At 64.7% G+C, this 25,076-nt stretch carries 26 protein-coding genes; 11 read left to right on the forward strand and 15 right to left on the reverse strand.

The window, feature by feature from the left end:
- The first annotated feature begins 99 nt into the window (after positions 1–99).
- The 5 genes from ATE70_RS13040 to ATE70_RS13060 all read left to right on the forward strand — a co-directional run bounded on the left by ATE70_RS13040 (position 100) and on the right by ATE70_RS13060 (position 6,536).
- Positions 100–1,962, forward strand: a complete 1,863-nt coding sequence (locus ATE70_RS13040; protein ID WP_058538341.1) for a 2-oxoacid:acceptor oxidoreductase subunit alpha — start codon at positions 100–102, stop codon at positions 1,960–1,962.
- A complete protein-coding gene (locus ATE70_RS13045; protein ID WP_058538342.1) occupies positions 1,959–2,996 on the forward strand; it encodes a 2-oxoacid:ferredoxin oxidoreductase subunit beta in 1,038 nt (345 codons plus the stop codon). The genes ATE70_RS13040 and ATE70_RS13045 overlap by 4 nt, the downstream gene beginning before the upstream one ends.
- Positions 2,997–3,034: 38 nt before the next feature.
- Positions 3,035–3,988 carry a metal-dependent hydrolase gene (locus tag ATE70_RS13050; RefSeq protein ID WP_058538343.1) on the forward strand — a complete coding sequence of 318 codons (954 nt, stop codon included), beginning with the start codon at positions 3,035–3,037 and terminating at the stop codon, positions 3,986–3,988.
- Between the two features lie 77 nt (positions 3,989–4,065).
- Positions 4,066–5,346 carry an SAM-dependent methyltransferase gene (locus ATE70_RS13055; protein WP_058538344.1) on the forward strand — a complete coding sequence of 427 codons (1,281 nt, stop codon included), beginning with the start codon at positions 4,066–4,068 and terminating at the stop codon, positions 5,344–5,346.
- A 20-nt stretch (positions 5,347–5,366) separates the two neighbouring features.
- Entirely contained in the window at positions 5,367–6,536 is a 1,170-nt protein-coding gene (locus tag ATE70_RS13060) for a serine hydrolase domain-containing protein (protein ID WP_058538345.1), read from the forward strand.
- Between the two features lie 84 nt (positions 6,537–6,620).
- Here the strand turns inward: ATE70_RS13060 and ATE70_RS13065 are convergent, their stop codons facing one another.
- Genes ATE70_RS13065 through purF form a run of 3 tightly spaced genes read right to left on the reverse strand, consistent with a single transcriptional unit; the run spans position 6,621 to position 9,264 of the window.
- Complete coding sequence (locus tag ATE70_RS13065) at positions 6,621–7,007, reverse strand: hypothetical protein (protein ID WP_058538346.1); 387 nt, start codon at positions 7,005–7,007, stop codon at positions 6,621–6,623.
- A 60-nt stretch (positions 7,008–7,067) separates the two neighbouring features.
- Positions 7,068–7,802: an SDR family NAD(P)-dependent oxidoreductase gene (locus tag ATE70_RS13070; protein WP_058538347.1), complete on the reverse strand. Its 735-nt coding sequence runs from the start codon at positions 7,800–7,802 to the stop codon at positions 7,068–7,070.
- 4 nt (positions 7,803–7,806) lie between these two features.
- Positions 7,807–9,264, reverse strand: coding sequence for an amidophosphoribosyltransferase (gene purF, locus ATE70_RS13075; RefSeq protein ID WP_058538348.1), 1,458 nt, complete (start codon positions 9,262–9,264; stop codon positions 7,807–7,809).
- A gap of 143 nt (positions 9,265–9,407) precedes the next feature.
- Here purF and hisI point away from each other — a divergent pair, with 143 nt between their 5' ends.
- The 5 genes from hisI to ATE70_RS13100 all read left to right on the forward strand — a co-directional run bounded on the left by hisI (position 9,408) and on the right by ATE70_RS13100 (position 14,208).
- Positions 9,408–9,788, forward strand: a complete 381-nt coding sequence (hisI, locus tag ATE70_RS13080) for a phosphoribosyl-AMP cyclohydrolase (RefSeq protein WP_058538349.1) — start codon at positions 9,408–9,410, stop codon at positions 9,786–9,788.
- Positions 9,775–10,326 (forward strand): hypothetical protein, encoded by a 552-nt coding sequence (locus ATE70_RS13085; protein WP_058538350.1) that lies wholly within the window; start codon positions 9,775–9,777, stop codon positions 10,324–10,326. Before hisI ends, ATE70_RS13085 begins: the two co-directional genes overlap by 14 nt.
- A gap of 51 nt (positions 10,327–10,377) precedes the next feature.
- Positions 10,378–10,800, forward strand: coding sequence for a MerR family transcriptional regulator (locus ATE70_RS13090; protein WP_056375045.1), 423 nt, complete (start codon positions 10,378–10,380; stop codon positions 10,798–10,800).
- A gap of 63 nt (positions 10,801–10,863) precedes the next feature.
- Positions 10,864–12,666 (forward strand): acyl-CoA dehydrogenase C-terminal domain-containing protein, encoded by a 1,803-nt coding sequence (locus ATE70_RS13095; RefSeq protein ID WP_058538351.1) that lies wholly within the window; start codon positions 10,864–10,866, stop codon positions 12,664–12,666.
- Between the two features lie 45 nt (positions 12,667–12,711).
- A complete protein-coding gene (locus tag ATE70_RS13100; RefSeq protein ID WP_058538352.1) occupies positions 12,712–14,208 on the forward strand; it encodes a phospholipase D-like domain-containing protein in 1,497 nt (498 codons plus the stop codon).
- A gap of 101 nt (positions 14,209–14,309) precedes the next feature.
- Here ATE70_RS13100 and ATE70_RS13105 read toward each other — a convergent pair whose 3' ends face one another.
- Genes ATE70_RS13105 through ATE70_RS13135 form a run of 7 tightly spaced genes read right to left on the reverse strand, consistent with a single transcriptional unit; the run spans position 14,310 to position 20,153 of the window.
- Positions 14,310–15,161, reverse strand: coding sequence for an HpcH/HpaI aldolase/citrate lyase family protein (locus ATE70_RS13105; protein ID WP_058538353.1), 852 nt, complete (start codon positions 15,159–15,161; stop codon positions 14,310–14,312).
- Positions 15,161–15,613, reverse strand: a complete 453-nt coding sequence (locus tag ATE70_RS13110; RefSeq protein ID WP_058538354.1) for a MaoC family dehydratase — start codon at positions 15,611–15,613, stop codon at positions 15,161–15,163. Before ATE70_RS13110 ends, ATE70_RS13105 begins: the two co-directional genes overlap by 1 nt.
- Positions 15,614–15,615: 2 nt before the next feature.
- Positions 15,616–16,074: a GNAT family N-acetyltransferase gene (locus tag ATE70_RS13115; protein WP_058538355.1), complete on the reverse strand. Its 459-nt coding sequence runs from the start codon at positions 16,072–16,074 to the stop codon at positions 15,616–15,618.
- Positions 16,071–17,909: an acetyl/propionyl/methylcrotonyl-CoA carboxylase subunit alpha gene (locus ATE70_RS13120; RefSeq protein ID WP_058538356.1), complete on the reverse strand. Its 1,839-nt coding sequence runs from the start codon at positions 17,907–17,909 to the stop codon at positions 16,071–16,073. Before ATE70_RS13120 ends, ATE70_RS13115 begins: the two co-directional genes overlap by 4 nt.
- Positions 17,906–18,211 (reverse strand): hypothetical protein, encoded by a 306-nt coding sequence (locus ATE70_RS13125; RefSeq protein ID WP_058538357.1) that lies wholly within the window; start codon positions 18,209–18,211, stop codon positions 17,906–17,908. Before ATE70_RS13125 ends, ATE70_RS13120 begins: the two co-directional genes overlap by 4 nt.
- Positions 18,208–18,555, reverse strand: coding sequence for a DUF3088 domain-containing protein (locus ATE70_RS13130; protein WP_058538358.1), 348 nt, complete (start codon positions 18,553–18,555; stop codon positions 18,208–18,210). Before ATE70_RS13130 ends, ATE70_RS13125 begins: the two co-directional genes overlap by 4 nt.
- A complete protein-coding gene (locus ATE70_RS13135) occupies positions 18,555–20,153 on the reverse strand; it encodes a carboxyl transferase domain-containing protein (RefSeq protein WP_058538359.1) in 1,599 nt (532 codons plus the stop codon). The genes ATE70_RS13130 and ATE70_RS13135 overlap by 1 nt, the downstream gene beginning before the upstream one ends.
- A gap of 146 nt (positions 20,154–20,299) precedes the next feature.
- Between ATE70_RS13135 and ATE70_RS13140 the strand changes: the two genes are divergently transcribed.
- Positions 20,300–22,381, forward strand: coding sequence for a M13 family metallopeptidase (locus tag ATE70_RS13140; RefSeq protein WP_058538360.1), 2,082 nt, complete (start codon positions 20,300–20,302; stop codon positions 22,379–22,381).
- Positions 22,382–22,401: 20 nt separating this feature from the next.
- Here the strand turns inward: ATE70_RS13140 and ATE70_RS13145 are convergent, their stop codons facing one another.
- From ATE70_RS13145 to ATE70_RS13165, 5 genes are read right to left on the reverse strand one after another with little or no spacing between them, the layout of a single operon-like run.
- Complete coding sequence (locus tag ATE70_RS13145; RefSeq protein ID WP_058538361.1) at positions 22,402–22,689, reverse strand: hypothetical protein; 288 nt, start codon at positions 22,687–22,689, stop codon at positions 22,402–22,404.
- Positions 22,686–23,078 carry a VOC family protein gene (locus ATE70_RS13150; RefSeq protein ID WP_058538362.1) on the reverse strand — a complete coding sequence of 131 codons (393 nt, stop codon included), beginning with the start codon at positions 23,076–23,078 and terminating at the stop codon, positions 22,686–22,688. Before ATE70_RS13150 ends, ATE70_RS13145 begins: the two co-directional genes overlap by 4 nt.
- On the reverse strand, positions 23,075–23,500 hold the full coding sequence (locus tag ATE70_RS13155; RefSeq protein ID WP_058538363.1) for a VOC family protein: 426 nt from the start codon (positions 23,498–23,500) through the stop codon (positions 23,075–23,077). Before ATE70_RS13155 ends, ATE70_RS13150 begins: the two co-directional genes overlap by 4 nt.
- Complete coding sequence (locus tag ATE70_RS13160) at positions 23,497–23,844, reverse strand: hypothetical protein (RefSeq protein ID WP_058538364.1); 348 nt, start codon at positions 23,842–23,844, stop codon at positions 23,497–23,499. Before ATE70_RS13160 ends, ATE70_RS13155 begins: the two co-directional genes overlap by 4 nt.
- Entirely contained in the window at positions 23,841–25,010 is a 1,170-nt protein-coding gene (locus tag ATE70_RS13165) for an isovaleryl-CoA dehydrogenase (protein ID WP_037515154.1), read from the reverse strand. The genes ATE70_RS13160 and ATE70_RS13165 overlap by 4 nt, the downstream gene beginning before the upstream one ends.
- Positions 25,011–25,076: the final 66 nt, after the last annotated feature.

Consider the following 25,076-nt stretch of genomic DNA (forward strand, 5'->3'; position numbering starts at 1 on the left):
TTCACGCTTTGCAGGGTACAATTTTTTCTCAATTGCGGCTTGGCGCACACCGGCCTAGGCCGATGTCACAGGTTCGCAAGATTTGAGGCAGAAGAGATAATGGCGACAGCGGTAGTGGACCAGGCCGACAAACGGCAGTCCCCCCTTTCGGATGCGGTAGTTGTACGATTTGCCGGGGACAGTGGCGACGGGATGCAGTTGACCGGCGGTCAATTCACTCTGTCCTCCGCGCTCGCGGGCAACGACTTTGCGACCTTCCCCGATTTCCCCGCCGAAATCCGCGCGCCGCAGGGCACATTGTTCGGCGTGTCGGCGTTTCAGATCAATTTCGGATCGTCGGCGATCGACACCGCGGGTGACGCGCCCGACGTGCTCGTCGCGATGAACCCCGCAGCGCTCAAGACCAACGTGCCGCAATTGAAGCAGGGCGGCCTGATCATCGCCGACGAGGGCGAGTTCAACGACCGCAATCTCGCCAAAGCGAAATATGAGGCGAACCCGCTCGACGACGGCAGCCTCGCGAAGTGGCAATTGCTCAAGCTCAACATCAGCCAGCTGACGATGGATGCCGTGAAGCCGTTCGGGCTCGGCAACAAGGAAGCGCTCCGCTGCAAGAATATGTGGACGCTGGGGCTCGCGCTCTGGATGTTCGACCGCGACCGCCAGCCGCTGATCGACTGGCTCAACGCGAAATTCGCCAAAGCGCCCGATCTCGCCGCGGCGAACGTCGCGGCACTCAACGCGGGGCACGCCTATGGCGAGACCGCCGAGCTCGCGGGCCCGCTCAAGCAGCATCATGTCGATCCCGCGCCGGTGGCGCCCGGCCTCTATCGCACGCTGACCGGCGCCGAGGGCATCGCGCTCGGCCTCGTTGCGGGCGCGCAGCTGGCCAAGCTGCCGATGTTCTTCGGCGGCTATCCGATCACGCCGGCATCGGCGATCCTGCATCATTTGTCGCGGCTCAAGGAATATGACGTCACGACCTTCCAGGCCGAGGACGAAATTGCCGCGATCTGCTCGGCGATCGGCGCGAGCTATGCGGGCTCGCTGGGCGTCACCAGCTCGTCGGGCCCCGGCATCGCGCTGAAGGGCGAGGCGATGGGGCTTGCGATTATGACCGAGCTGCCGCTCGTCATCGTCAACTCGCAGCGCGGCGGCCCCTCGACGGGCCTGCCGACGAAGACCGAACAGTCCGATCTCTATCAGGCGGTCTATGGCCGCAACGGCGACGCGCCGATGCCCGTCGTCGCCGCGCGCTCGCCCGGAGACGCGTTCGAATGCGCGATCGAGGCGGTGCGTATCGCGGTGCAATATATGACCCCGGTGATGCTGCTGACCGACGGCTATATCGCCAATGCGGCGGAGCCGTGGGCAGTGCCCGATCTCACGACCTACGAAGCCTTCCCGGTCGAATTCCTCACCGAAGCGCCCGAGGGCGGGTTCAAGCCCTATGGCCGCGATGAAAATCTCAAACGTCCGTGGGTAAAGCCGGGTACGCCGGGCCTGCTCCACCGGATCGGCGGGATCGAGAAGGAACTCGACACCGGGCACATCAACTATGCGCCCGAAAACCATCAGGCGATGACCGATATCCGCAAGGACAAGATCGACGGCATCAAGGTTCCCGACCAGGTCGTCGAACTCGGCGCCGAGGGCGGCAAGCTCGCGGTCGTCGGCTGGGGCTCGACCTTCGGCCCGATCCATCAGGCCGTGCGCCGCAAGCGCGCCGAAGGCCTCGACGTCAGCCACGTCCATATCCGCCACATCTGGCCGCTGCCCGCCAATCTCGGCGAATTGCTGAAAAGCTATGACAAGGTGATCGTCCCCGAGATGAACACCGGTCAGCTCAAGACCGTGCTGCGCGACCAGTATCTGGTCGATGCGAAGCCGGTGAACAAGGTGTCGGGCCAGCCCTTCACCATCGCCGAAATCGAAGCCGCCATCGAGGAGGCACTCAAGTGAATGAAATGACCACCATCGCGCGGACGACGACGCTCAAGGATTGGGAAACCGATCAGGAAGTCCGCTGGTGCCCCGGGTGCGGCGACTATGCGATCCTGAAAGCCGTGCAGCGCACGATGCCCGAAATCGGCACGACGCCCGAAAACACCGTGTTCGTCAGCGGTATCGGCTGCTCGTCGCGCTTCCCCTATTATATGGAAACCTATGGTTTTCACACGATCCACGGCCGCGCGCCGGCGTTCGCGACGGGGCTGAAGCTTGCCAACCCGGACCTCGACATCTGGATCGTCACCGGCGACGGCGACGGGCTGTCGATCGGCGGCAACCACACGATGCACCTGATCCGCCGCAATCTCGACTGTCAGATCATGCTGTTCAACAACGAGATCTATGGCCTTACAAAAGGGCAATATTCTCCTACCAGCCGCGTCGGCACGACCAGCCCGTCGACGCCTTATGGCTCGGTCGACCGCCCGGCGCAGCCCGCGGCCTTCGCGCTCGGCGCCGGAGCGCGCTTCGTTGCGCGTGGCTTCGATGTGTCGAAGGAATTGCCGAACGTGCTGAAGGCTGCACACGCCCACAAGGGCGCGGCCTTTATCGAGATTTTCCAGAACTGTATCGTCTATAACAAAGACGTGTTCGAGGATTTCGCCGCGCCGAAGGGCGCCGAGGATCGCCAGCTCTGGCTCAAGAATGGCGAACCGATGATCTATGCCAAGGGGACCAAGGGCATCGCGCTCGACGCCGAGGCGCTGCACCTCAAGACCGTCGATGTCGTCGATGGCGACTGGCAGGCGGCCGGCGTCATCGTCCACGACGTCACGAACCGCAGCGTCGCGCATATGCTCGTCGAAATGCGCTTCGGCGAATTCCCGATGGCCTTGGGCGTCCTCTACGACGACCCGCGCCCGACCTTCGAGGCCGACGTCGTCCGCCAGAACAAGGCGGCTGCCGAAGGCAAGACGGCCGACCTGCAGAGCCTGCTCAAAAAGGGACAGACCTGGACGGTGACCGAGGGCGGGCCCGAGCTCTGATCTTGCCGCGGCACCGCGCGCCGGATCTATAGCTCGGTATGGACAATCTGACCCACAGCCTCGTCGGCGCGGTTCTTGGCCAGATGGGGCTCAAGAAGAAAACCGGCCTTGCGATGCCGACGCTGATCATCGCGGCGAACCTGCCCGATATCGACGCGGCCTGCGCGGTCTATGGCATCGAATCGCTGTCGATGCGGCGCGGGATCACCCATGGGCCGATCGCGCTGCTGGTGCTGCCGATCCTGCTGTGGGGGCTGATGCTCGCCTTCGACCGCTGGCAGGAGCGGCGCGGAAAACGGCCGGCGGGGCGCCTTCCGGTCCACAAGGGCTGGTTGCTCGCGCTCGCTTATATCGGCTGCCTCAGCCATCCGGCGCTCGACTGGCTCAACAATTACGGCATTCGCCTGCTCGAACCGTTCAGCCATCGCTGGTTTTACGGCGACAGCATCTTCATCATCGACCTGTGGATATGGATCGCGCTCGCCGTGTCGCTCTGGCTGTCGCTGCGCGGCGAGCGGCGCGGGGCGGCGAACTGGCGACGCCCGGCGTGGATCGGTTTCACCGCTGTGTGTGCCTATATCTTCGTTAACGGCCTCATCACCGGCGCTGCCGAGCGCATGGCCTCGCGCGCGCTTGAGGCGAGCGGTCAAAAGGACGCACTCGTCGTTGCAAGCCCGCCGCCGCTTGCCTTTTGGAAGCGCGACATTTTTTGGCGGACCGCCGACCGCTATGGCAACGCAAGCTTCGTTCCGGGCGCCGGCGGCGAAGTCAATCTGACCGGCGCACCGACCGGCATGGACGATCCGCGCCTCGCGACCTGGGTCAAGGCCGATCCCGCGGCGCGCGCTTTCCTGTTCTGGTCGCGGATGCCCGTGGCGCAAAGCGATGGCGACGCGATCCTGCTGCGCGACCAGCGTTTCATGCACCCGCTCGCGCAGGATCGGTTCCAGGTTCGGCTGACCGCGCCCGACACCGCCAGCCATCCCGAATGAGCGCGCCCGCGTGACGTCATGGCGCCGCGTGTTTCAACCGATTGTCAGCGCGATGCGTTTGAGGCAGGAAGGTGACAATGAACACGCATGTCAGCCCGCGCCGCGGTAAGGAACTGCTTCGCGCCGACCGTGCCTATCGCTCGGGCGGCGGCATGGCGCGGCTGATCGCGCTCGCGCCCGCGAGTCTCTTTCACCGCATGCTCGACCGGATCGATGCGGGGCTCGCCCACGGAACGATCGAGAGCCATCTGCCCGACGGCAGCGTGCGCCTGCTCGGCGGACGCGGCAAAGGGCCGGTTGCGGTCGTTCATCTCCACAGCTGGGCCTCGCTCGCACGACTGGCGCTTTCGGGCTCGGTGGGTTGGTATCGCGCGTGGGAAGCCGGCGAATGGTCGTCGCCCGATCCGGTGCCTTTGTTCGACTTGTTCATGCGCAACGGAGAAGCGCTGGGCAATGTCGCGCGCGCGCATGGGCCATGGCGATGGCTTAATAAGGCGATCCACGCGCTCCATCGCAACGATCGGCGCGGCGCGAAGCGGAATATCCACGCCCACTATGATTTGGGCAATGATTTCTATCGCTTGTGGCTCGATCCGAGCATGAATTATTCGAGTGCGCTGTTCACCGATCCCGGCCAGTCGCTCGAGGAGGCGCAGGCGGCAAAGGTCGACGCGATCCTCGACCGGCTCGATCTCCGGTCGGGAAGCCGGCTGCTCGAGATCGGCTGCGGCTGGGGGGCGCTCGCCGAGCGCGCGGTCGAACGCCACGACGTGCTCTACACCGGCATCACCTTGTCGCCCGCGCAGGCCGAAATCGCCGACGCGCGGCTCGCGGCGGTCGATCTGTCGGATCGCTCTCGCATCGAAATCTGCGATTACCGCGACGCGCAGGGCCCCTATGACGCGATTGCCAGCGTCGAGATGGTCGAGGCGGTGGGCGAGGCCTATTGGCCCGCCTATCTCGACGCGATCGCGCGGCTGCTGCGCCCCGGCGGCAAGGCGGCGATCCAGTATATATTGATCAACGACGCGCTGTTCGACCGCTACGCTGCGAGCAGCGATTTCATCCAGGCCTATATCTTTCCGGGCGGCTGCCTGATTTCGGAAAGCCGCTTTCGCGCGCTTGCCGAGGCGCGCGGCCTTGCGTGGCGCGACGTGCACCGCTTCGGCGGCGACTATGCCGAGACGCTGCGCCAATGGCGCGAGCGCTTCGACGCGGCGGTTGCTGCGGACCAGCTTCCGCCGGGGTTCGACGCGCGCTTCGTCCGGCTCTGGCGCTATTATCTGCAATATTGCGAGGGCGGCTTTCGTGGCGGCGGCATCGACGTCGCGCAAGTCACACTCGAAAAGACAGCCTGAAAACAGGGGGAGAGACGTACATGCGAAGATTTTTGGCGGCGGTGCTGCTGTGCACCGCGGCGGCGGGGTGCAGCGCGCCCGCACCGACCGAGACCACCGATAAACTGCCAAAGGATCTGAATGTGCTGTTCTGGACCCAGGATCAACGCGACGCCGCCTTCCGTACGATGGAGACGGTCCCCAAGGTTGTCGTCAACACCGTGAAGGCGGGCGGACCCGTCTATCCGCTGCCGCAGGGCAAGCCGATCGACCTCGATGATATCGATGCCCATATGGCGAAGCAGCGCAATGCCGGACTGATCATCGTGCAGGACGGCAAGATCCGGCTCGAGAAATATGCGCTCGGCTATGGCGCCGCGGGCCGCTGGACGAGTTTCTCGGTCGCCAAAAGCTTCACCTCGACGCTCGTCGGCGCGGCGGTGAAGGACGGCTATATCAAGAGCCTCGACGACAAGGTCACCGTCTATATTCCGGGCCTCAAGGGCTCGGCCTATGACGATGTGTCGGTGAAGCAGCTGCTCACCATGACCTCGGGCGTCAAATGGAACGAGGATTATACCGATCCCAAGTCCGACGTCGCTTTGTTCAATATGCAGAAGCCCGTTGCCGGCGAGGACATAACGGTCAGCTATATGAAGACCTTGCCGCGCGAAGCGCCTGCCGGGTCGAAGTGGGTGTACAAGACCGGCGAAACCAATTTGATCGGCGTGCTTGTGTCGAGCGCGACGGGCAAGACGCTGTCGGCCTATCTGTCCGAAAAGGTGTGGAAGCCGTTCGGGATGGAGCAGGACGCGGTGTGGATGCTCGGCGCGACGGGGCACGAGATCAGTGGCTGCTGTATGTCGGCGAGCCTCAAGGATTATGCGCGCTTCGGCCAGTTCATCCTGAACGGCGGGGTTGCGGGCGGCAAAAAGGTGCTTCCCGACGACTGGTTGCCCGCGGCGACGACGAAGCAGGCGGGGATCGACCTGCCGGGCCGCGGCTATGGCTATCAGTGGTGGACCAACGACGATGGCAGCTTCGCGGCGCAGGGAATCTTCGGGCAGGGCATCTTCATCGACCCGAAACGCAAACTGGTGATCGCGTCGAACGGCAACTGGCCGACCGCCACCGATCCCGAGGGCGTCGGCGCCGCGCGCGAGGCGTTCTACAAGAGCGTGCAGGCCGCTGTAGACAAGGAAGCGAAATAAGCCGTCGCCCCCGCGAAGGCGGGGGCCGCTGGCGATGTAGCGTAAGGCTTCCAGCGGCCCCCGCCTTCGCGGGGGCGACGTGCATTAATCGACGGCAGTTGCCGTCGCGCGCTGGGCCAGCCACACCGCGACAAGCGGGACGGCGACGCCCAGCGCCATGATCCACCATGCGTCAGCCAGCGTGACGGCGCGGTAAAGCGCCGCGCCGATCACCGCGCCCGCGACGATCCACCCGGCTCCGGTGCCTGCCGAAATGCGCATCGCGAACCAGCTGCCGCCGAAGGTGCCGATGAACCAGCCGACGATCAGCGCGATTGTCGATCCGATCGGGATCAGGACTTCGCCGCTGTCGGGGTCATAGACGTCGGGCGAAATTTCGCTGCCGGCATATTGGGCGAGCCAGATCAGCCCGAACGCGACGACGATGCCGATCACCGCCGCAATCGCCGTCCGCAAAATATCCTTGGTCATTCCCGCGCCCTCGCAAACCCTCTTATGCGAGCGTCTTAGCGCAGGAAAACAAAGATGGCGTTAAGCTTTTTCCATGACCTTGGGCAGCGCGTGGAAGGCGGTGCTGTCGAAGCCCTCGACCATCAGCGCCGCGACAAATTCGCCGACTGCGGCGGGGTCCTTGATGCTCTGCGGGTCTTCGCCCGGATAGGCGCGCGCGCGCATCTGCGTCCGCGTGCCCCCGGGATCGAGGATCGCGGTGCGTACGGTCGAGATATTGCGCATTTCGGCGCCATAGCTGGTAACAAGCGTCTCGAACGCCGCCTTCGACGCCGCATAGGCGCCCCAATAGGCGCGGGGTTCGCGCGCGACGCTGCTCGACAATGCGATCAGCCGGCCGTTCGCGGCGCGGCGCAGCAGCGGGTCGAAATTGGCGATCAGCGCCTGCTGCGCGATCAGGTTCAGCGTCAGCAGCTTGTTGAATTCCTTGCCGTCGATGGCGGCAACGGGGGTCAGCGTGCCGAGCATCGCGGCGTTGAGCACGAGCATGTCGAGTTGCTGCCAGCGTTCGGCGATTGCACTCGCGAGGCGCGCGATGCTGTCGCCGTCGGTGAGGTCGAGCGGCGCGATCGTCGCGCTGCCGCCGGCTTCGTGGATGCGGTCTTCGAGTTCTTCGAGCCCGCCTGCGGTGCGTGCGGTGATCACGACATGCGCGCCGCGTGCGGCGAGCGATTCGGCGATCGCTTCGCCGATGCCACGGCTTGCCCCGGTGACGAGCGCAACCTGGCCCGCCAGTTCTTTAGACGTCGTATTCATTCTGTCAGACAACCCGTTCGGCAAGCAGCGAAAATTGATCTTCCAGCCCATGCTCGTCGAAATCGGTCAGCGTGGTCGGATAGTCGCCGGTAAAGCAGGCGTCGCAATATTTCGGCGCGTCGTCGCTGCGCTTCGCTTCGCCCAGTGCGCGATACAGGCCGTCGATCGAGATGAAGGACAGGCTGTCGGCGTTGATGAAATTCGCCATCTGGCCGACGCTCATCTGCGCTGCGAGCAATTTGGCGCGTTCGGGCGTGTCGACGCCATAGAAGCAGCTGTGCTGCGTCGGCGGACTCGCGATGCGCATATGCACCTCGGTCGCGCCGGCATCGCGCATCATCTGCACGATTTTCAGGCTGGTCGTGCCGCGCACGATCGAATCGTCGATCAGCACGATGCGCTTGCCCGCGATCAGCGCGCGGTTGGCGTTGTGCTTCAGCTTGACCCCGAGATGGCGGACCTTGTCGCCCGGCTGGATGAAGGTGCGCCCGACATAGTGCGAGCGGATGATCCCGAGTTCGAACGGAATGCCCGATTCCTGGGCATAACCGATCGCCGCGGGCGTACCCGAATCGGGAACCGGGATGACAAGGTCGGCATCGACCGGATTTTCGCGCGCCAGTTCGGCGCCGATTGCCTTGCGCACCGAATAGACGCTCGTCCCGTCGACGATCGAATCGGGGCGCGAGAAATAGACATATTCGAAAATGCACGGCCGCGCCGCATGGTCGGCGAAGGGGCGGTGCGAGGTCAGCTGGCCGTCGCGGATGATGACGAGTTCGCCGGGCTCGACCGAGCGCACGAATTCGGCGCCGACAACGTCGAGCGCGACGGTTTCCGACGCGAGGATGTGCGCGTCGCCGAGCTTGCCGATCACGAGCGGGCGGATGCCGAGCGGATCGCGGCAGCCGATCATGCCCTCGGCGGTCAGGCAGATCAGCGAATAGGCGCCTTCGACCTGCTTCAGCGCGTCGATGAAGCGGTCGAGCAGCGAGCGATAGGCCGATGTTGCGACGAGGTGGATGATCACCTCGGTATCGCTGGTCGATTGAAAGATCGAACCGCGGCGGACGAGCACCTTCTTGAGCGCCGCCGCGTTGGAAATATTGCCATTATGCGCGACCGCGAAGCCGCCGGTCGACAGGTCGGCGAACAGCGGCTGAACGTTGCGCAGCGCGGTCTCGCCCGTCGTCGAGTAGCGGACATGGCCGACCGCCGATCCGCCTTGCAGCTGGCGCATGATGTCGTCGCGGTCAAAATTGCCTGCGACATGGCCCATCGCGCGGTGGGTGTGGAACTCCTTGCCGTCGAAGGCAGTGATGCCCGCGGCTTCCTGTCCACGGTGCTGCAGGGCGTGAAGCCCCAGCGCGACTACCGCGGCAGCGCTATCGGCGCCGTGAATACCAAATACGCCGCACTCCTCGCGGAGCTTGTCGTCATCAAAAGGGTGGGTCGTCAGCATGTCATTCCAGGGGCAGGGGGGCAGTGACTGCGGCGCATATAGGGACGGCAATCGCAAATGTCGCCCCCCTAATCACGCATTTGTCACACTGGGCGCGAACAACGGCGTGACAGTGGCTTCAAACCTGCTCTAAAGCGCGGTTTATGGATGATCAGCGCGACACGACCGACCGATTTTCTCCGCGTTTCGACGCCGCCGGACTGGTGACGGCGATCGTCGTCGACGCCGACAGCCATATATTGCTCATGGTTGCGCATATGAACGCCGAGGCGATCGAGCAGACTCGCGCGACGGGGCAGGCGCATTTCTGGTCGCGGTCGCGCGCTGCGTTGTGGCGCAAGGGCGAGACGTCGGGCAACGGCCTGACGGTCTTGGAGATGCGCGTCGATTGCGACCAGGACGCGCTGCTGCTCCGCGTGAAGCCGGCGGGCCCCGCCTGCCACACGGGTCGCCGATCCTGCTTTTATCGCCGTGTCGAGGCCGATGGCGGCCTGACCTTCCTGGCGGACGATGCGCAAGGTTGACGCTGCCGCGCTTGCGGTTCTGCTGCTCGCGGCGTGCGGGCGGCCTGCGCCGGACGAGCGCGCCACTGGGATCGACACTGGCAACCCGCTTGAAGTGACCGCGCGTCAGCGCGGCGTCGTGCACTCCGCTGCCGCGACGCCGGTCGGCGTGTTCGAGCGCGCGCACGATCTTGGCCGCGATGCGATGTGCGTCGTTCCCGATGGCGCCGGGAAATGGCGCTTCGCCGTCACCGCCGCCTTCGGTCCCAGCCTCTCGTGCGCCGCCAGCGGAACGATGGTTCGCGAGGGTCGCGGCTGGCGGATGCGCTTTGCCGGCGCCGATGGCTGCGAAGCATTTGTGCATGAGGAAGAGGATGAGCTTCGCTTGCCCGGAAAGCTGCCGCCGCAATGCCGCCGCCTGTGCCCCGGCCGCGCCTCGCTCGCGGGGCTCCGCCTGCCGCGCGCAAGCTGGTCGGCAAGCGACGCGGGGGACTTGCGGATTACCGATCGAGACGGCAATATGCAGCGTCCTTGCGAGGGCGGACCTGCCCCGAATTGACCCGCTCTGCCGGGCTTGACGTTCACGTCAACGGAAACTAGTTTCACCGGCATGACCGAACAATATGGCCACGCCCATATCGATACGCCCGACCATCTGGGGCGCGAACAATTCAGCATCACCGACTTGTCGACCGAGTTCGGGGTCACCGCCCGCGCGCTGCGTTTCTATGAGGATGAAGGGCTGATCAGCCCGTCGCGCAAGGGATTGTCGCGCATCTATTCGAAACGCGACCGCGCCCGCCTCGCATGGATCCTGCGCGCCAAGCGCACGGGTTTCAGCCTTGCCGACATTCGCGAGATGATCGACCTCTACGACGTCGGCGATGGCCGTAAGCTGCAGCGGCAGGTGACGATCGAGAAATGCGAACAGCGCATCGGCTTGCTGCAACGCCAGCGCGACGATATTGACAGCGCTGTAGATGAGCTGTCACGTTTCATCGACATGGTGAAAAAAGTCGACGCCGGCCAATAAGCCGGCCTGAGCCTCTCCCCGGGCAAGTGTGACATTGTTAGCTGCTTTTCAGAAGGATAACCCATGCCCGTCTATCGCGCTCCCGTGCAGGACACCCTCTTTCTTCTCAACGACGTGCTCGGGATCGAGCGCTATTCGAACCTGCCCGGTTTCGCGAACGCGACCCCTGATATGATCGAGGCGGTGCTGACCGAGGCGGGCAAATTCTGCGAGGAAGTGCTGTTTCCGATCAACCAGTCGGGCGACCTCGAAGGCTGCACGCGCCACGACGACGGCTCGGTGACGACGCCCAAGGGCTTCAAGGAAGCGTATAAGGCCTATTCCGAAGCCGGCTGGGGTCTGCTGACCGCCCCCGAGGAATTCGGCGGGCAGGGGCTGCCGCACGTCATCGGATTTCCGGTCGAGGAATATCGCAACGCCGCCAATCAGGCGTTCGCCATGTATCCGGGGCTGACGCAGGGCGCGACCGCGGCGATCCTCGTCAAAGGATCGGACGAGCAGAAGGCGACCTATGTCCCCCGCATGATTTCGGGCGAATGGGGCGGGACGATGAACCTGACCGAACCGCACAGCGGCACCGACCTCGGCATGATCCGCACCCGCGCGGTCCCGAACGGTGACGGCAGCTATGCCGTCACCGGCACCAAGATATTCATCTCGTCGGGCGAGCACGACCTCACCGACAACATCATCCACCTCGTTCTCGCAAAGACCCCCGACGCGCCCGACAGCGTCAAGGGCATCTCGCTGTTCATCGTGCCCAAATTCCTCGTCAATGAAGACGGCTCGCTCGGGACACGCAACACGCTGTCGTGCGGGTCGATCGAGCACAAAATGGGCATCCACGCCAACTCGACCTGCGTGATGAACTATGACGGCGCCAAGGGCTGGATGGTCGGCGAGGAGAATAAAGGCCTCGCCGCGATGTTCGTGATGATGAACGCCGCGCGCCTCGGCGTCGGCATCCAGGGCCTCGGCCAGGCCGACGTCGCTCACCAGAACGCGGTCCAATATGCGAAAGACCGCCGCCAGGGCCGCGCGCTCACCGGTCCGCAGGACCCGCAGGAAAAGGCCGATCCGCTGTTCGTCCACCCCGACGTCCGCCGCATGCTGATGGACGGCAAGGCGACGGTCGAGGGGCTGCGCGCGCTGTGCACCTGGGGCGCGCTGCAGGTCGATCTCGCGCATGTCGCCGAGAGCGAGGAAGAGCGCCAGCGCGCTGACGATCTTGTCAGCCTGCTCACCCCGGTGATCAAGGGCTTTGGCACCGATAAGGGCTATGAAGTCGCGACCAACGCGCAGCAGGTTTTCGGCGGCCACGGCTATATCGAAGAACAGGGCATGAGCCAGTATGTCCGCGATGCCCGCATCACGATGATCTATGAAGGCGCGAACGGCGTGCAGGCGATGGACCTTGTCGGCCGCAAGCTCGCGCAGAATGGCGGGCGCGCGATCCAGGCATTTTTCGCGATCGTCGACGAGGAATGCGCGCGCGCCAAGGGCGATGACGCGCTCGCCGATTTCGCGGCGCGTCTCGAAAAAGCCAATGGCGAGCTCAAGGCCGCGACGATGTGGTTCATGCAGAATGGCATGGCGAACCCGAACAATGTCGGCGCCGGCGCGCATCACTATATGCATATCCTGGGGATCGTCGCGCTCGGCTCGATGTGGCTGATGATGGCCGAAGCGGCGGGCAAGGCGCTCGCCGAAGGCCGCGGCAACAAGGGTTTCCTAGAAGCCAAGCTGGTCACCGCACGCTATTTCGCCGAACGCTTCCTGCCCGACGCGGGCTCGCTCCGCCGCAAGATCGAGGCGGGCAGCGACGCGATGATGGCATTGACGCCCGAACAGTTCGTCTCAGCCTGACGTTAGCCCTTGCAACTATCGCCGCCATCATGCGTGGTGGCGGCGATGGGGACAGAGCTATCACCAATCGTCGTCGAAGGCCGCAATTGCTGGCGCATCGAACGCGCCGAAAAGGCGCGGATGATCGTCGATGCGGCGGATTATTATGCGCTGCTCGAACGGCTGATGGCCGAGGCGAAAGAGCGCATCCTGCTCATCGGCTGGGATTTCGATCCGCGCATCGCGCTGAAGCCCGACAAGCAGGGCAAGGGTGAACCGCTCGGCGATTATCTGCTGCGGCTCGCCAAGGAAAAACCTGACCGCGACATCGACATATTGCGTTGGAATTTCGGCGGGCTGAAGCAATTTGCGATGCCGCGCATCCTGTCGATGATCGCACGCTGGAAACTGACGCGCGCGATCAGCTTTCGCCTCGACAGCGCGCATCCCGTCGGGTGCAGCCATCATCAGAAGGTCGCGGTGTTCGACGATCATCTCGCGGTCTGCGGCGGGATCGACGTGGGCGCGCGCCGCTGGGATACGCGCGATCACAAGGACGGCGACGCGCACCGCACCGCGCCCGACGGTAAAGCCTATATGCCCTGGCACGATTCGACGATGATCCTCGCCGGTCCCGTCGGCAACGCGCTCGCCGAGCTCGGCAACGAGCGCTGGCAGCGTGCGACCAAAAAGCCGCTGCGCGACGTCAAGGGTGATGGCGAGAATTGGCCCGATGATCTCGAACCCGATTTCGAGGGCGTCGATGTCGCGATCTCGCGCACGCGCGCCGAATATGAGGGCTATGAGGAAATCCACGAGATCGAGCAGCTCTATCTCGACATGATCGCGGCTGCGACACGCTTCATCTATTTCGAAAATCAATATTTCACCTCCGGCAAGATCGCCGCCGCCCTCTCGGCGCGGCTGAACGAGGATGAGCCGCCCGAATTCGTGATGGTGATGCCGCAGACCGCCGACGGCTGGCTCGAGCAGATGGCGATGGACGCCGCGCGCGTGCAACTGGTGCGCGAGATTGCGAAGGCGAAGCATGGCGACCGCCTGAAAGTCTATTATCCGCGCACGAGGCGCGGCGAGCCGATCTATGTCCACGCGAAGACTGCGATCGTCGACGACCGCATGATTCGCGTCGGTTCGGCGAATATGAACAACCGGTCGATGGGGCTCGACAGCGAGTGCGACGTGACGATCGACGCCGCGCTGCCAGCAAATAAAGACATTGAACCCGCGATCGCACGGCTGCGCACGTCGCTGATCGCCGAGCATCTCGATGTGAAGGAAGAAGAGGTCGCGGCGACGTTCAAGCGCACCGGCTCGCTGATCGACACGATCGAGGCGCTGCGCGGCAAGGGGCGTTCGCTCGAACTGCTCGACCTTGTCGCGCCAGGGCCGTTCGACGAATTCATTGCCGAGAACGAGGTGCTCGATCCGACTAGTCCCGATGCGATGTTCGAAGGCTTCACCGAACGCGGCCTCAAGAAGAGCTGGCACCGTGGCCGCAACTGGATGAAGCACCACCGGCCCTTCGGGCGCAAATCGAACTAAAATTCCGCTCGCATCGAGCGAAGTCGAGATGCCCCTCGGCGTGGCGCTATCTCGATGGGTGTCTCGACTTCGCTCGACACGAACGGGAATAGCGGGTTGCCCTAATCCGCCAGCGAAAGAATATGCTTCGCCTGCTTGAGGTGCGGCGCGTCGACCATCTTGCCGTCGACCTGCAACACGCCGACCCCGGGATTGGCGGCGAAGGCATCGACGATCGCCTGCGCGCGCGCGGCTTCTTCCGCCGACGGCGTGAAGGCGGCGTTAATCGCCTCGACCTGCGAGGGATGGATTGCCATCATCCCTGTAAAGCCGTCGCGTCGTGCGCGCGCCGCATAGGCAGAAAGTCCCGCCTCGTCCTTGATCGCCGGGAACACTGTGTCGATCGCCGCGGCGCCCGCGGCATGGGCGGCGAACAGCGTCAGCGCGCGCGCGACCTCATAGGGCGAGGTGTAGCTGCCATCGGCCTCGCGGCTCGTCGTCGCGCCAATCGCGGCGGGCAGATCCTCGGCGCCCCAGGTCAGCCCGAGCAGCCGGTCCTTCGCCTCGCGATAGCTGCCGAGCGTGAAGATCGCCGCAGCGGTTTCGGTCGCGATCGGCAGGATCGGCGGTAGCGTGGCATCGCGCGCGGCTTCGCTGCGCAGGATCGTGTCGAGCTGTGCGATGCTCGGCGCGCCTTCGGCCTTGGGCAGCATGATCGCGTCGGGCCGCGCCGCGGCGATCGCGGCAACGTCGGCGGCGGTCAGATGCCCGTCGAGCGGGTTGACGCGCACCAGCGTCACGACTTCGCGCGTTCCCGCCAGATAGTCGGCGATCGCGTGGCGCGCGGCTTCCTTGTTCGCGAGCGACACCGAATCCTCCAGGTCGAGGATGATCGCATCGGCGCCCGACGCGGCGGCTTTGGCGAAACGCTCGGGGCGGTCGCCGGGGACGAAGAGGAGGGAACGAAGTCGCATTAGCTGGCCTTCCGCTGGACAAGGGCAGAACGCTCGCACTGGCAGACAAGTTCATCGCGCTGATTGATCGCACGGTGGAGGAAGGTCACGATCCCCGCATTCGGCCGCGATTTCGATTCCTTGAGGCCGATGATTTCGCTTGTCGCGCGCAGCGTGTCGCCGATGAACACCGGCTTCGGCATCACCAGCTTATCGTACCCCAAGTTCGCGACGAGCGTGCCGAGCGTCGTGTCGCCGACCGACAGCCCGACCATCAGGCTGAAAGTGAAGGTGCCGTTGACGAGGATCTGCCCGAACTCCGACGCCTTCGCCGCCTCGATGTCGAGGTGCAAAGGCTGCGGATTGTGCGTCATCACGGTGAACAGCAGATTGTCGGTCTCGGTCACCGTGCGGCGGATGTCGTGGGTCAGCGTATCGCCGATGGCCCATTCGTCGAAAAAGCGTCCTGCCATGTTCAGTCCCTTAGATGGAGTTTCATGCCGACATGACTTTGGACAAAGCCGAGTCGGGCGTAAAAGCGATGCGCGTCGGTGCGGGTCGCCGACGATGTGAGCTGGACGAGCTTGCAATCGCGCGCGCGGCATTGCTCGACCGCCCACAGGATCATGTGCTCGCCGAGCTTCTGCCCGCGCAGGTCGGCCACGATGCGGACCGCTTCGATCAGCCCGCGCCAGCTGCCGATGAAGGACAACCCGGGAAGGAAGCTCAATTGCATCGTCCCGACCACGCGTCCGTCCAGTTCGGCGGCGATCAGGCGCTGGTTCGGATCGGCGTCGATCGCCGCGAAAGCCGAAAGGTAGCGCGGGTCCGACGGATCGGCTTCGCGCCCCGGCGGGATCGTCTCTTCGGCGAGCATCGCGAGGATGGCGGGAAGGTCCGCCACCGCCGCGTCGCGAAGGACGAGGTTGCTCACTCCGCCGCCTCGATCCGCGCGAGCAGCGCCTCGACCTGCACCTGCGCGCCGGGCGATGCGTTGAGCTCGGCGACGACGCCATCGAACGGCGCGGTCAGGCTGTGCTCCATCTTCATCGCTTCGAGCGTCAGCAATTTCTGCCCCTTGGTCACCTTGTCGCCTGCCGCGACCTCGACCGCAATGACCTTGCCGGGCATCGGTGACAGGATCGCGCCGTCGCCTGCACCCACGCCCGCGCTTGCTTCGGCACGCCACGGCGTCAACTGCCAGACCGAACCACCCTCCGCAACGAGCATCGCTGGAGACGGCTCCTCGGCGCCGGGGCCGTGCAGTTCGACTTCGACGCGCTTGCCGTCGAGCAGGAAGGGCGCCGAGCGCACATCGGGTGCGTTGAGGCGGAAGCCCGACTGCAGCGACCGCGGCACCATCGCCATCGCGGCGTTGGTCAGCGCCTGCGCTGTCGGCACCGGCTCTTCGGTCATCGCGTCGCCGTCGCGGCCGATCAGGCCGGTGTCGACGGTGCCGGCGACGAAATCGGGATGATCGAGCGCGTTGATCAGGAACGCCGAATTGGTCTTCACCGGCCAGATCGCACTGTCCTCCAGCATCTCCGACAAGAGTTCGCGCGCTTCCTCGCGGTCCTCGCCCCAGGCGATGACCTTCGCGATCATCGGGTCATAGAAGGGCGAGACCTCGGCGCCTTCATAAACGCCGGTATCGACGCGGCCGATATGCTCGGGGAGCTGGAAGAGTTCGAGCGTGCCGATCGAGGGCAGGAAGCCCTTCGCCGGATCCTCGGCATAGAGCCGCGCTTCCATCGCCCAGCCGTTGATCGCTAGTTCGTCCTGCGCGAGCGGGATCGGCTCGCCCGACGCGACGCGGAGCTGCCATTCGACCAGGTCGACGCCGGTGATCTCTTCGGTCACCGGATGCTCGACCTGCAGGCGCGTGTTCATTTCCATGAACCAGATGCGATCGGCGCGGAGACCCTCCGACGCGTCGGCGATGAACTCGATCGTGCCCGCACCGACATAGTCGACCGCTTTCGCCGCGCGCACCGCGGCGGCGCAGAGATCGGCGCGTGTCGCTTCGTCCATTCCGGGGGCTGGGGCTTCCTCGATCACCTTCTGGTGGCGGCGCTGCAGCGAGCAGTCGCGCTCGAACAGGTGGACGACATTGCCGTGCGTATCGCCGAACACCTGCACCTCGATATGGCGCGGGGTCAGGATATATTTCTCGATCAGCACATGGTCGTTGCCGAACGACGCCGCCGCCTCGCGCTGGCATGAGGCGAGCGCGTCGAGGAAATCCGCTGCCGCATCGACCTTGCGCATCCCCTTGCCGCCGCCGCCCGCGACCGCCTTGATCAGCACCGGATAGCCGATCTCGGCCGCTTGTTCGGCGAGGAAGGCGGGGTCCTGATTCTCACCCATATAGCCGGGCGTCACCGGCACACCGGCATCGGCCATCAGCTTCTTCGCGGCGTCCTTCAGACCCATCGCGGTGATCGACGAAGGCTTCGGTCCGACCCACATCAGTCCGGCATCGGCCACCGCCTGCGCGAACTCGGCGTTTTCGGACAGGAAGCCGTAGCCGGGATGGATCGCATCGGCGCCGGTCGCTTTCGCTGCGGCGATGATCTTCTCGCCGATCAGATAGCTCTCACGCGCCGGCGACGGCCCGATATGCACCGCCTCGTCGGCCTCGCGCACATGCAGCGCCCTGGCGTCGGCGTCCGAAAAGACCGCAACGGTGCGGATACCCATTTCGCGCGCGGTGCGGATGATGCGGCAGGCGATTTCGCCGCGATTGGCGATGAGGAGGGACTGGATCATAGGGTTCCGTTCACTTCGAAATGCAGGACATGCGCTTCCTTTTCGATCAGGAAGTCATCGTCGAAATCATAATATTTGGCGGCGTCGACCGGCGTGCCGGCAAAGCCCTCGATCACCTCGAGATTGTCCCAGAAGGTCAGCATCTCGAAATGGACGACATCACCCTCGGCGCGTCGAAGGCACCAGGCGCCGCGATTGCCCGCGCCCGACCGATAGTCGGGAATCGCGACGTCGAGCATCAGCCTGAAATAGGCTTCGGCCTTGCCCCTGGGGACGATCCCATGCCAGCGCCGCGCGATCATGGATGCGCCTCCGGAAAGCCGTGGCGGACGTGCAGCGCGTGCAGCAGCCGTTTGAAATCGCCGACAAAGCGTGTGCCTCCATGCTCGCCGTCGGCAAGCTCGCCGGGCGCGTCATCGGCTAACACCAGCACGGGCAGATTCTGGTTCGCCGCGCCGATCGCGGCGATCACGGCATTTCGTGGACGCGGATAGCCGATGCGGATGATGTCGAGCTTTGCTGCCTGTTCGGGATAGGCCGCGAGCAACCCGTCGACGGTAATGCAATCCCGGCAATAGAAATTCCGCCCGGGCAATGCCGGGTCTTCGAACAGCGGATCGAGAAGGAAGAGCCGGTCGCGCATCATCACATCCGGAACACGCCGAACCCGCGGTCCTCGACCGGGGCGTTCAGCGTCGCGGAAAAGGCCAGCCCGAGCACATCGCGCGTCTGCGCGGGGTCGATGATGCCATCGTCCCACAGGCGCGCCGTCGCGTGATAGGGATTCCCTTCATCCTCATATTTCTGGCGGATCGGCGCCTTGAAGGCTTCGGCCTCCTCGGGCGTCCATTTGTCGGCGTCGCGGTGGACGGTCGCGAGCACGCTCGCCGCCTGCTCGCCGCCCATCACGCTGATCCGGCTGTTCGGCCAGCTGAACAGGAAACGTGGGCTATAGGCGCGCCCGCACATGCCGTAATTGCCCGCGCCGAAGCTGCCGCCGATCAGCACCGTGATCTTGGGCACCGTTGCGGTTGCGACGGCGGTGACCAGCTTCGCACCATGTTTGGCGATGCCTTCGGCCTCATATTTTCCGCCGACCATGAAGCCCGAGATGTTCTGGAGGAAGAGCAGGGGAATGCGCCGTTGCTGCGCGAGTTCGATGAAATGCGCGCCCTTCACCGCGCTTTCGCTGAACAGCACGCCGTTATTCGCGAGGATCGCGACCGGAATGCCCCAGATATGCGCGAAACCGCACACGAGCGTCGCGCCGTAATTCGCCTTGAACTCGTGAAACTCGCTGGCGTCGACGATGCGCGCGATCACCTCGTGGACGTCGTACGGCGCGCGGACATCGTCGGGGACGACGCCGTACAGCTCTTCGCCGTCATATTTGGGCGGGCGCGGGGCCTTCATCGGCACCTCGAACCCCTTGTCCGCGCCCAGATGGCTGACGATGTCGCGCACGATCGTCAGCGCATGTTCGTCATTTTCGGCGAGATGATCGACGACGCCCGACTTTTTCGCGTGCAGGTCGCCGCCGCCAAGGTCCTCGGCGCTGATTTCTTCGCCCGTCGCGGCCTTCACCAGCGGCGGGCCGGCGAGGAAGATCGTGCCCTGATTGCGCACGATCACCGTTTCGTCCGACATCGCTGGAACATAGGCGCCGCCCGCGGTGCAGCTTCCCATCACGCACGCGATCTGCGGGATGCGCTTTGCCGACATATTCGCCTGATTGAAGAAGATGCGCCCGAAATGGTCGCGGTCGGGAAACACCTGGTCCTGATGCGGCAGGTTCGCGCCGCCGCTGTCGACGAGGTAGATGCAGGGCAGGCGGTTCGCCTCGGCAATCTCCTGCGCGCGCAGATGCTTCTTCACCGTCATCGGGTAATAGGTGCCGCCCTTCACCGTCGCGTCGTTGCACACGATCATGCACTGGCGTCCCGACACCTGCCCGATCCCGCAGATGAGGCCCGCACCCGGCACCTCGCCATGGTAGAGGTCGTTCGCCGCCAGCTGGCCGATTTCGAGGAAGGGCGCGCCCGGGTCGAGCAGCCGTTCGACGCGCTCGCGCGGCAGCAATTTGCCGCGGCTCGTGTGCCGCTCGCGCGACTTTTCGTTGCCGCCGAGCGCCGCTTCGGCAACCGCCGAGCGCAGCGCGTCGGTCAGCGCACGGTTATGCGCGCTGCAGGTGCGATATTCGTCGCTGTCCGCGTTGATGCTGGTGCCTAGAACCGGTGCGCTCACTGTATCATCTCTCCTGGAAGTCGGTGCGGAACTAACCCGTCGCTCGTCGATTGAAAAGCGCAGCAGGCCGAAAATGGTTGGCGTTGAAACCAGTTTTTCGCACGCGTCGGCCGCCTGCCTATCCGTGACAAAACAAGGTCATTTCCATGAAAAAAGCTGTCTTTGCCGTTCTTCTGTCCACCGCCGCAATTCTCGCGGGCCCCGTCGCTTGTAGCAGCGGCAAGGACAGCTCCGCCGCCTACACCGTCGGCACCGAAATCGGGATCAGCAAGACCGCGATGGACACCGCCGCGAAGCCCGGCGACGACTTCTACGCCTATGCCAACGGCAATTGGGACAAGACGACCGAAATCCCCGCCGACCGCTCGTCGATCGGTGGTTTTTACGTCGCGCAGCTCGAAACCGAAAAGCGGAACCGCGAACTGGTCGATGCGATCGTCAAGGGCGACGCAGCCGCCGATACCAACGAGGGCCGCATCGCCGCTTTCTATAAAGCTTACACCGACACCAAGGCGATCGACGCCGCGGGCATGAAGCCCGTCGCCGCCGACCTCGCACGCTTTGCCGCGATCACCGACAAGGCCGCGCTGTCGAAGGTCCTCGGCGAGCAGCTCCGCGCCGACGTCGACCCCTTGAACGCGACCGATTTCGGCACCGAGAATCTCTTCGGCGTCTTCGTGACGCAGGGGCTCGCGACCCCGGGCGAGGTCATCCCCTATCTGCTGCAGGGCGGGCTCGGCATGCCCGAGCGCGAATATTATCTGTCGGCCGACCCCAAGATGGCGAGCATCCGCACCGCGTACCAAGCCTATATCGCCAAGCTGCTGACCGCCGCGGGTCAGAGCGACGCCGCTGCGAAGGCGAAGCGCATCTACGATCTCGAGGTCAAGATCGCGAAGGCCCACGCGACGCGCGAACAGAGCGAGGATTTTACCAAATCGGCCGACGTCTGGGCGAAGGCCGATTTCGCCAAGAAGGCGCCCGGCATCGATTGGCCCGCGTTTATGAGCGCCGCGAAGCTTGACGGCGCGGCGAAGTTCGGCGCCTATCACGCGAACGCGATCACCGGCCTGTCGGCGCTCGTCGCGTCCGAACCGCTCGACGCGTGGAAGGACTGGCTCGCCTTCCACCAGATCAACAGCCACGCCGACGTGCTGCCGAGCGCGATCGATGGCGCGCACTTCACCTTCTACGGCACGACGATGGCGGGCACTCCGCAGCAACGCAGCCGCGACAAGCGCGCGCTCGACGCGCTCGACACCTATCTCGGCGATGCGGTGGGCAAAGCCTATGCCGACAAATATTTCCCCGCCTCGGCCAAGGCCGAAGTCGGCGACATGGTGAAGAACATCAAGGCGGCCTTCGCGACCCGCGTGAACACGATCGACTGGATGGCGCCCGAGACCAAGAAGGAAGCGATCAAGAAGGTCGAAACGATCGCGGTCGGCGTCGGCTACCCCGATACCTGGCGCGATTACGGCAGCTACACCGTCGGCGCCAATGCCTATGCGAACGAGGTTGCGGGGCAACAGGCCGAATATGCGCACCAGCTCGCCAAGATCGGCAAGCCGATGGACAAGGGTGAATGGTGGATGGTCCCGCAGACCGTCAACGCGGTGAACCTGCCCGTCCAGAACGCGCTGAACTTCCCAGCCGCGATCCTGCAGCCGCCCTTCTTCAACGCCAAGGCCGACCCGGCGTTCAACTATGGCGCGATCGGCGCCGTGATCGGGCACGAGATCAGCCACAGCTTCGACAATAATGGCGCGGCGTTCGATTCGACCGGCGCGCTGCGCAACTGGTGGACCCCGGCGGATATGGCGAAATTCGACGCCGCTGGCGATGCGCTTGCGGCGCAGTTCGACACCTACAAGCCGTTCCCCGACCTCGCGGTCAACGGCAAGCTGACGCTGGGCGAAAATATCGCCGACGTTGCGGGGCTGCAGGCGTCGTACGACGCCTATCGCGCCTCGCTCGGCGGCAAGGAAGCGCCGGTGATCGACGGCTTCACCGGCGACCAGCGCTTCTTCATCGCCTTTGCGCAGACCTGGGCGACCAAGATGCGCGCCGAGGCGCTGCGCGCGCGCGTCGCGACCGACGGTCATGCGCCGGGCATGTACCGCGCGCTGACAGTGCGCAACCTCGACGCATGGTACAAGGCGTTCAACGTCCAGCCGACCGACAAGCTGTACCTTGCGCCCGACAAGCGCGTCCGCGTCTGGGGTTGAGAAACGGGAAGGGCGGGGCGTCATTTCGCCTCGCCCTCACCGGACGGCGCGCCGGGCTTTTCCTTCAGGATCAGGTAGCGATAGACGCCGATCGCGTTGATGACGAGCAGCGCGATGTTCTGCCACCCGATACCCTCGCTATCGGGCTGCAGGAAACCCCAGCCGATCAGCGCGGCGCTGCTCGTTACGAAGACGACGAACGCCCAGCCGGTCCAGCGCCGCCCGAGGTTGAGCGACACAACGAGTGCCGCGAGGGTCGCCGCGCCGGCACCATAATATTGCAATGCGGTGAGCAATGTATCGCTCATCGCGGCTCGATGAGATTGCTGACCTCGACCAGATTGCCGTCGGGATCGTGGAAATAGAGCGAGTCGATTGTCCCGGTCGCGCCATCGCGCAATCCCGCGTCGATGATCGCGACGCCTTGGGATTCCAGATGTGTGCGCCACTCAGTAACCGGGGCGTCGCTGAGCAGGCAGAAGTTGCCGCTGCCCGGCACCGTGTCGCGCGCGATGGCTGGGCTGGTCGCGGCATCCTGCAGGCTGATCTTGTGCGCGCCGAACTGCAGCGAATATTTGCCCGGCCGCTCCTCGCGTGCAGTCATGCCGAGCACGCGCTCGTAGAAGGCGCGCGTCGCCGCGACGTCGCGGACGCAAAGAACGATATGGTCGAACCCGGTGACGTGAAATCCGCTCATCGTTCGCTCGCCGTTGCGCCATGGACATATTCGAGCTTCAGCCCGTCGGGATCGGCAAAGAAGACCGCGTAATAGGTCGGGCCATAGCGCGGATAATCGGCAGGTGCGTCGAGGATCATCGCGCCGATCTCCAGCAACAGCGCGTACAGCCGGTCGACATCCGCACGGCTGTCGCTCGTCCACGCCAGATGATGGAGGCCGGGCGAGTATCGATCATGCGTGCGCCCGGCGCCGTCGCCGCGCGCCTTCACGATGCCGATCGAATGGAAGGGCTCGCCGACGCGGTCCCAGTCGCTGCCATTGTCGTGATCGGCCGAGCGCCGGTAGCCGAGAAAACCGAGCACGGCTTCGTAGAAGGCGCGCGAGCGGGCAAGGTCGCTGACCGTCAGGTCGATATGATGGACCAGCCCGCGCGCGCTCATGCCGCCCCCAGCAGTGCGAAGACGCCCGAAGCGGTGAGGATAGGCCAGCCGATATGGCGGCCGCGCGTGTAGATCGCGTCGAACAATCCGGTTGCGGTCCACGCCGCGCCGATCAGCAGGATCAGCTCGCGCGGTGTCCCCGGCCAGATGACCGATGCCGCCGATACCAGCATCAGAAGCGACAGCGCGTGCCACGCGAGGCGAAACACCCTGCGCGCGAGATCGACACCCATGATGCCTTGATCGAGCATCATCAGCGGTCCAATCAACCGCCGTTCGCCCAAAGCGCCATGCACAATGGCCGTCGTCACCATGAAGGCGGCCGACAGCCACAGCCAGATCACGCGCCGGCGCCGATCAGTTCGCGGCCGATCAGCATGCGGCGGATCTCGTTCGTGCCCGCACCGATGTCGAGCAGCTTGGCGTCGCGCCAGTAGCGCTCGACCGGCCAGTCCTTGGTGTAACCCGCGCCGCCCAGCGCCTGGATCGCTTCGCCCGCGACCTTCACGGCATTCTCGCTCGCCAGCAGGATGCAGCCCGCGGCGTCGAAGCGCGTCGTCTGCCCCGCGTCACACGCCTTCGCGACGTTATAGACATAGGAGCGCGCCGTCTGGAGCATGACATACATGTCGGCGACCTTCGCCTGCATCAGCTGGAACGACCCGATCGGCTTGCCGAACTGCTTGCGCTCGCGCACGTAGGGGATGACCGTGTCGAGGCACGCCTGCATGATCCCGAGCTGCAGCCCGGCGAGCACGACGCGCTCATAGTCGAGCCCCGACATCAGCACGCCGACGCCGCCATTTTCGGGGCCCATGACCTGCTCTTCGGACACTTCGCAGTCGGTGAAGACGAGTTCGGCGGTCGGCGAGCCGCGCATGCCGACCTTGTCGATCTTCTGTCCGATGCTGAATCCCGGCATGTCCTTTTCGATCAGGAACGCCGTGATGCCGCGCGATCCCGCCTCGGGGCTGGTCTTCGCATAGACGACAAGCGTGTCGGCGTGTGTCGCATTGGTGATCCAGAATTTGGTGCCGTTGAGGACATAGCCGCTGCCCTTGCGTTCGGCCTTCAGCTTCATCGACACGACATCGCTGCCCGCGCCGGCCTCGGACATCGCAAGGCTGCCCACATGCTCGCCGCTGATCAGCTTGGGGAGATATTTGGCTTTCTGCTCGGCATTGCCCCAGCGGCGGATCTGGTTGACGCAAAGGTTCGAATGCGCGCCGTAGGAGAGGCCGATGGCGCCGCTCGCGCGGCTCACTTCCTCGACCGCGATCACATGTTCGAGATAACCAAGGCCCAGCCCGCCGAATTCTTCCTCGACGGTGATGCCGTGCAGCCCAAGGTCGCCCATCTGCGTCCACAATTCGTCGCGCGGAAACCAGTCGTCGGCGTCGGCCTTGGCGGCGAGCGGCGCGATCTGTTCGTCGGCGAAGCGGGCGGTGGTGTCGCGGATCATGTCGGCGGTTTCGCCGAGCGCGAAATCGAAATCGGGGGTGGCGCGCATGGATTACCTATCGATCGAGGGGGCGGGACTGCGCGCGAGTGTGCATCAAAATATCAGCATAGGGAA

The sequence above is a fragment of the Sphingopyxis sp. H053 genome, from assembly GCF_001468225.1.
GTDB lineage: Bacteria > Pseudomonadota > Alphaproteobacteria > Sphingomonadales > Sphingomonadaceae > Sphingopyxis.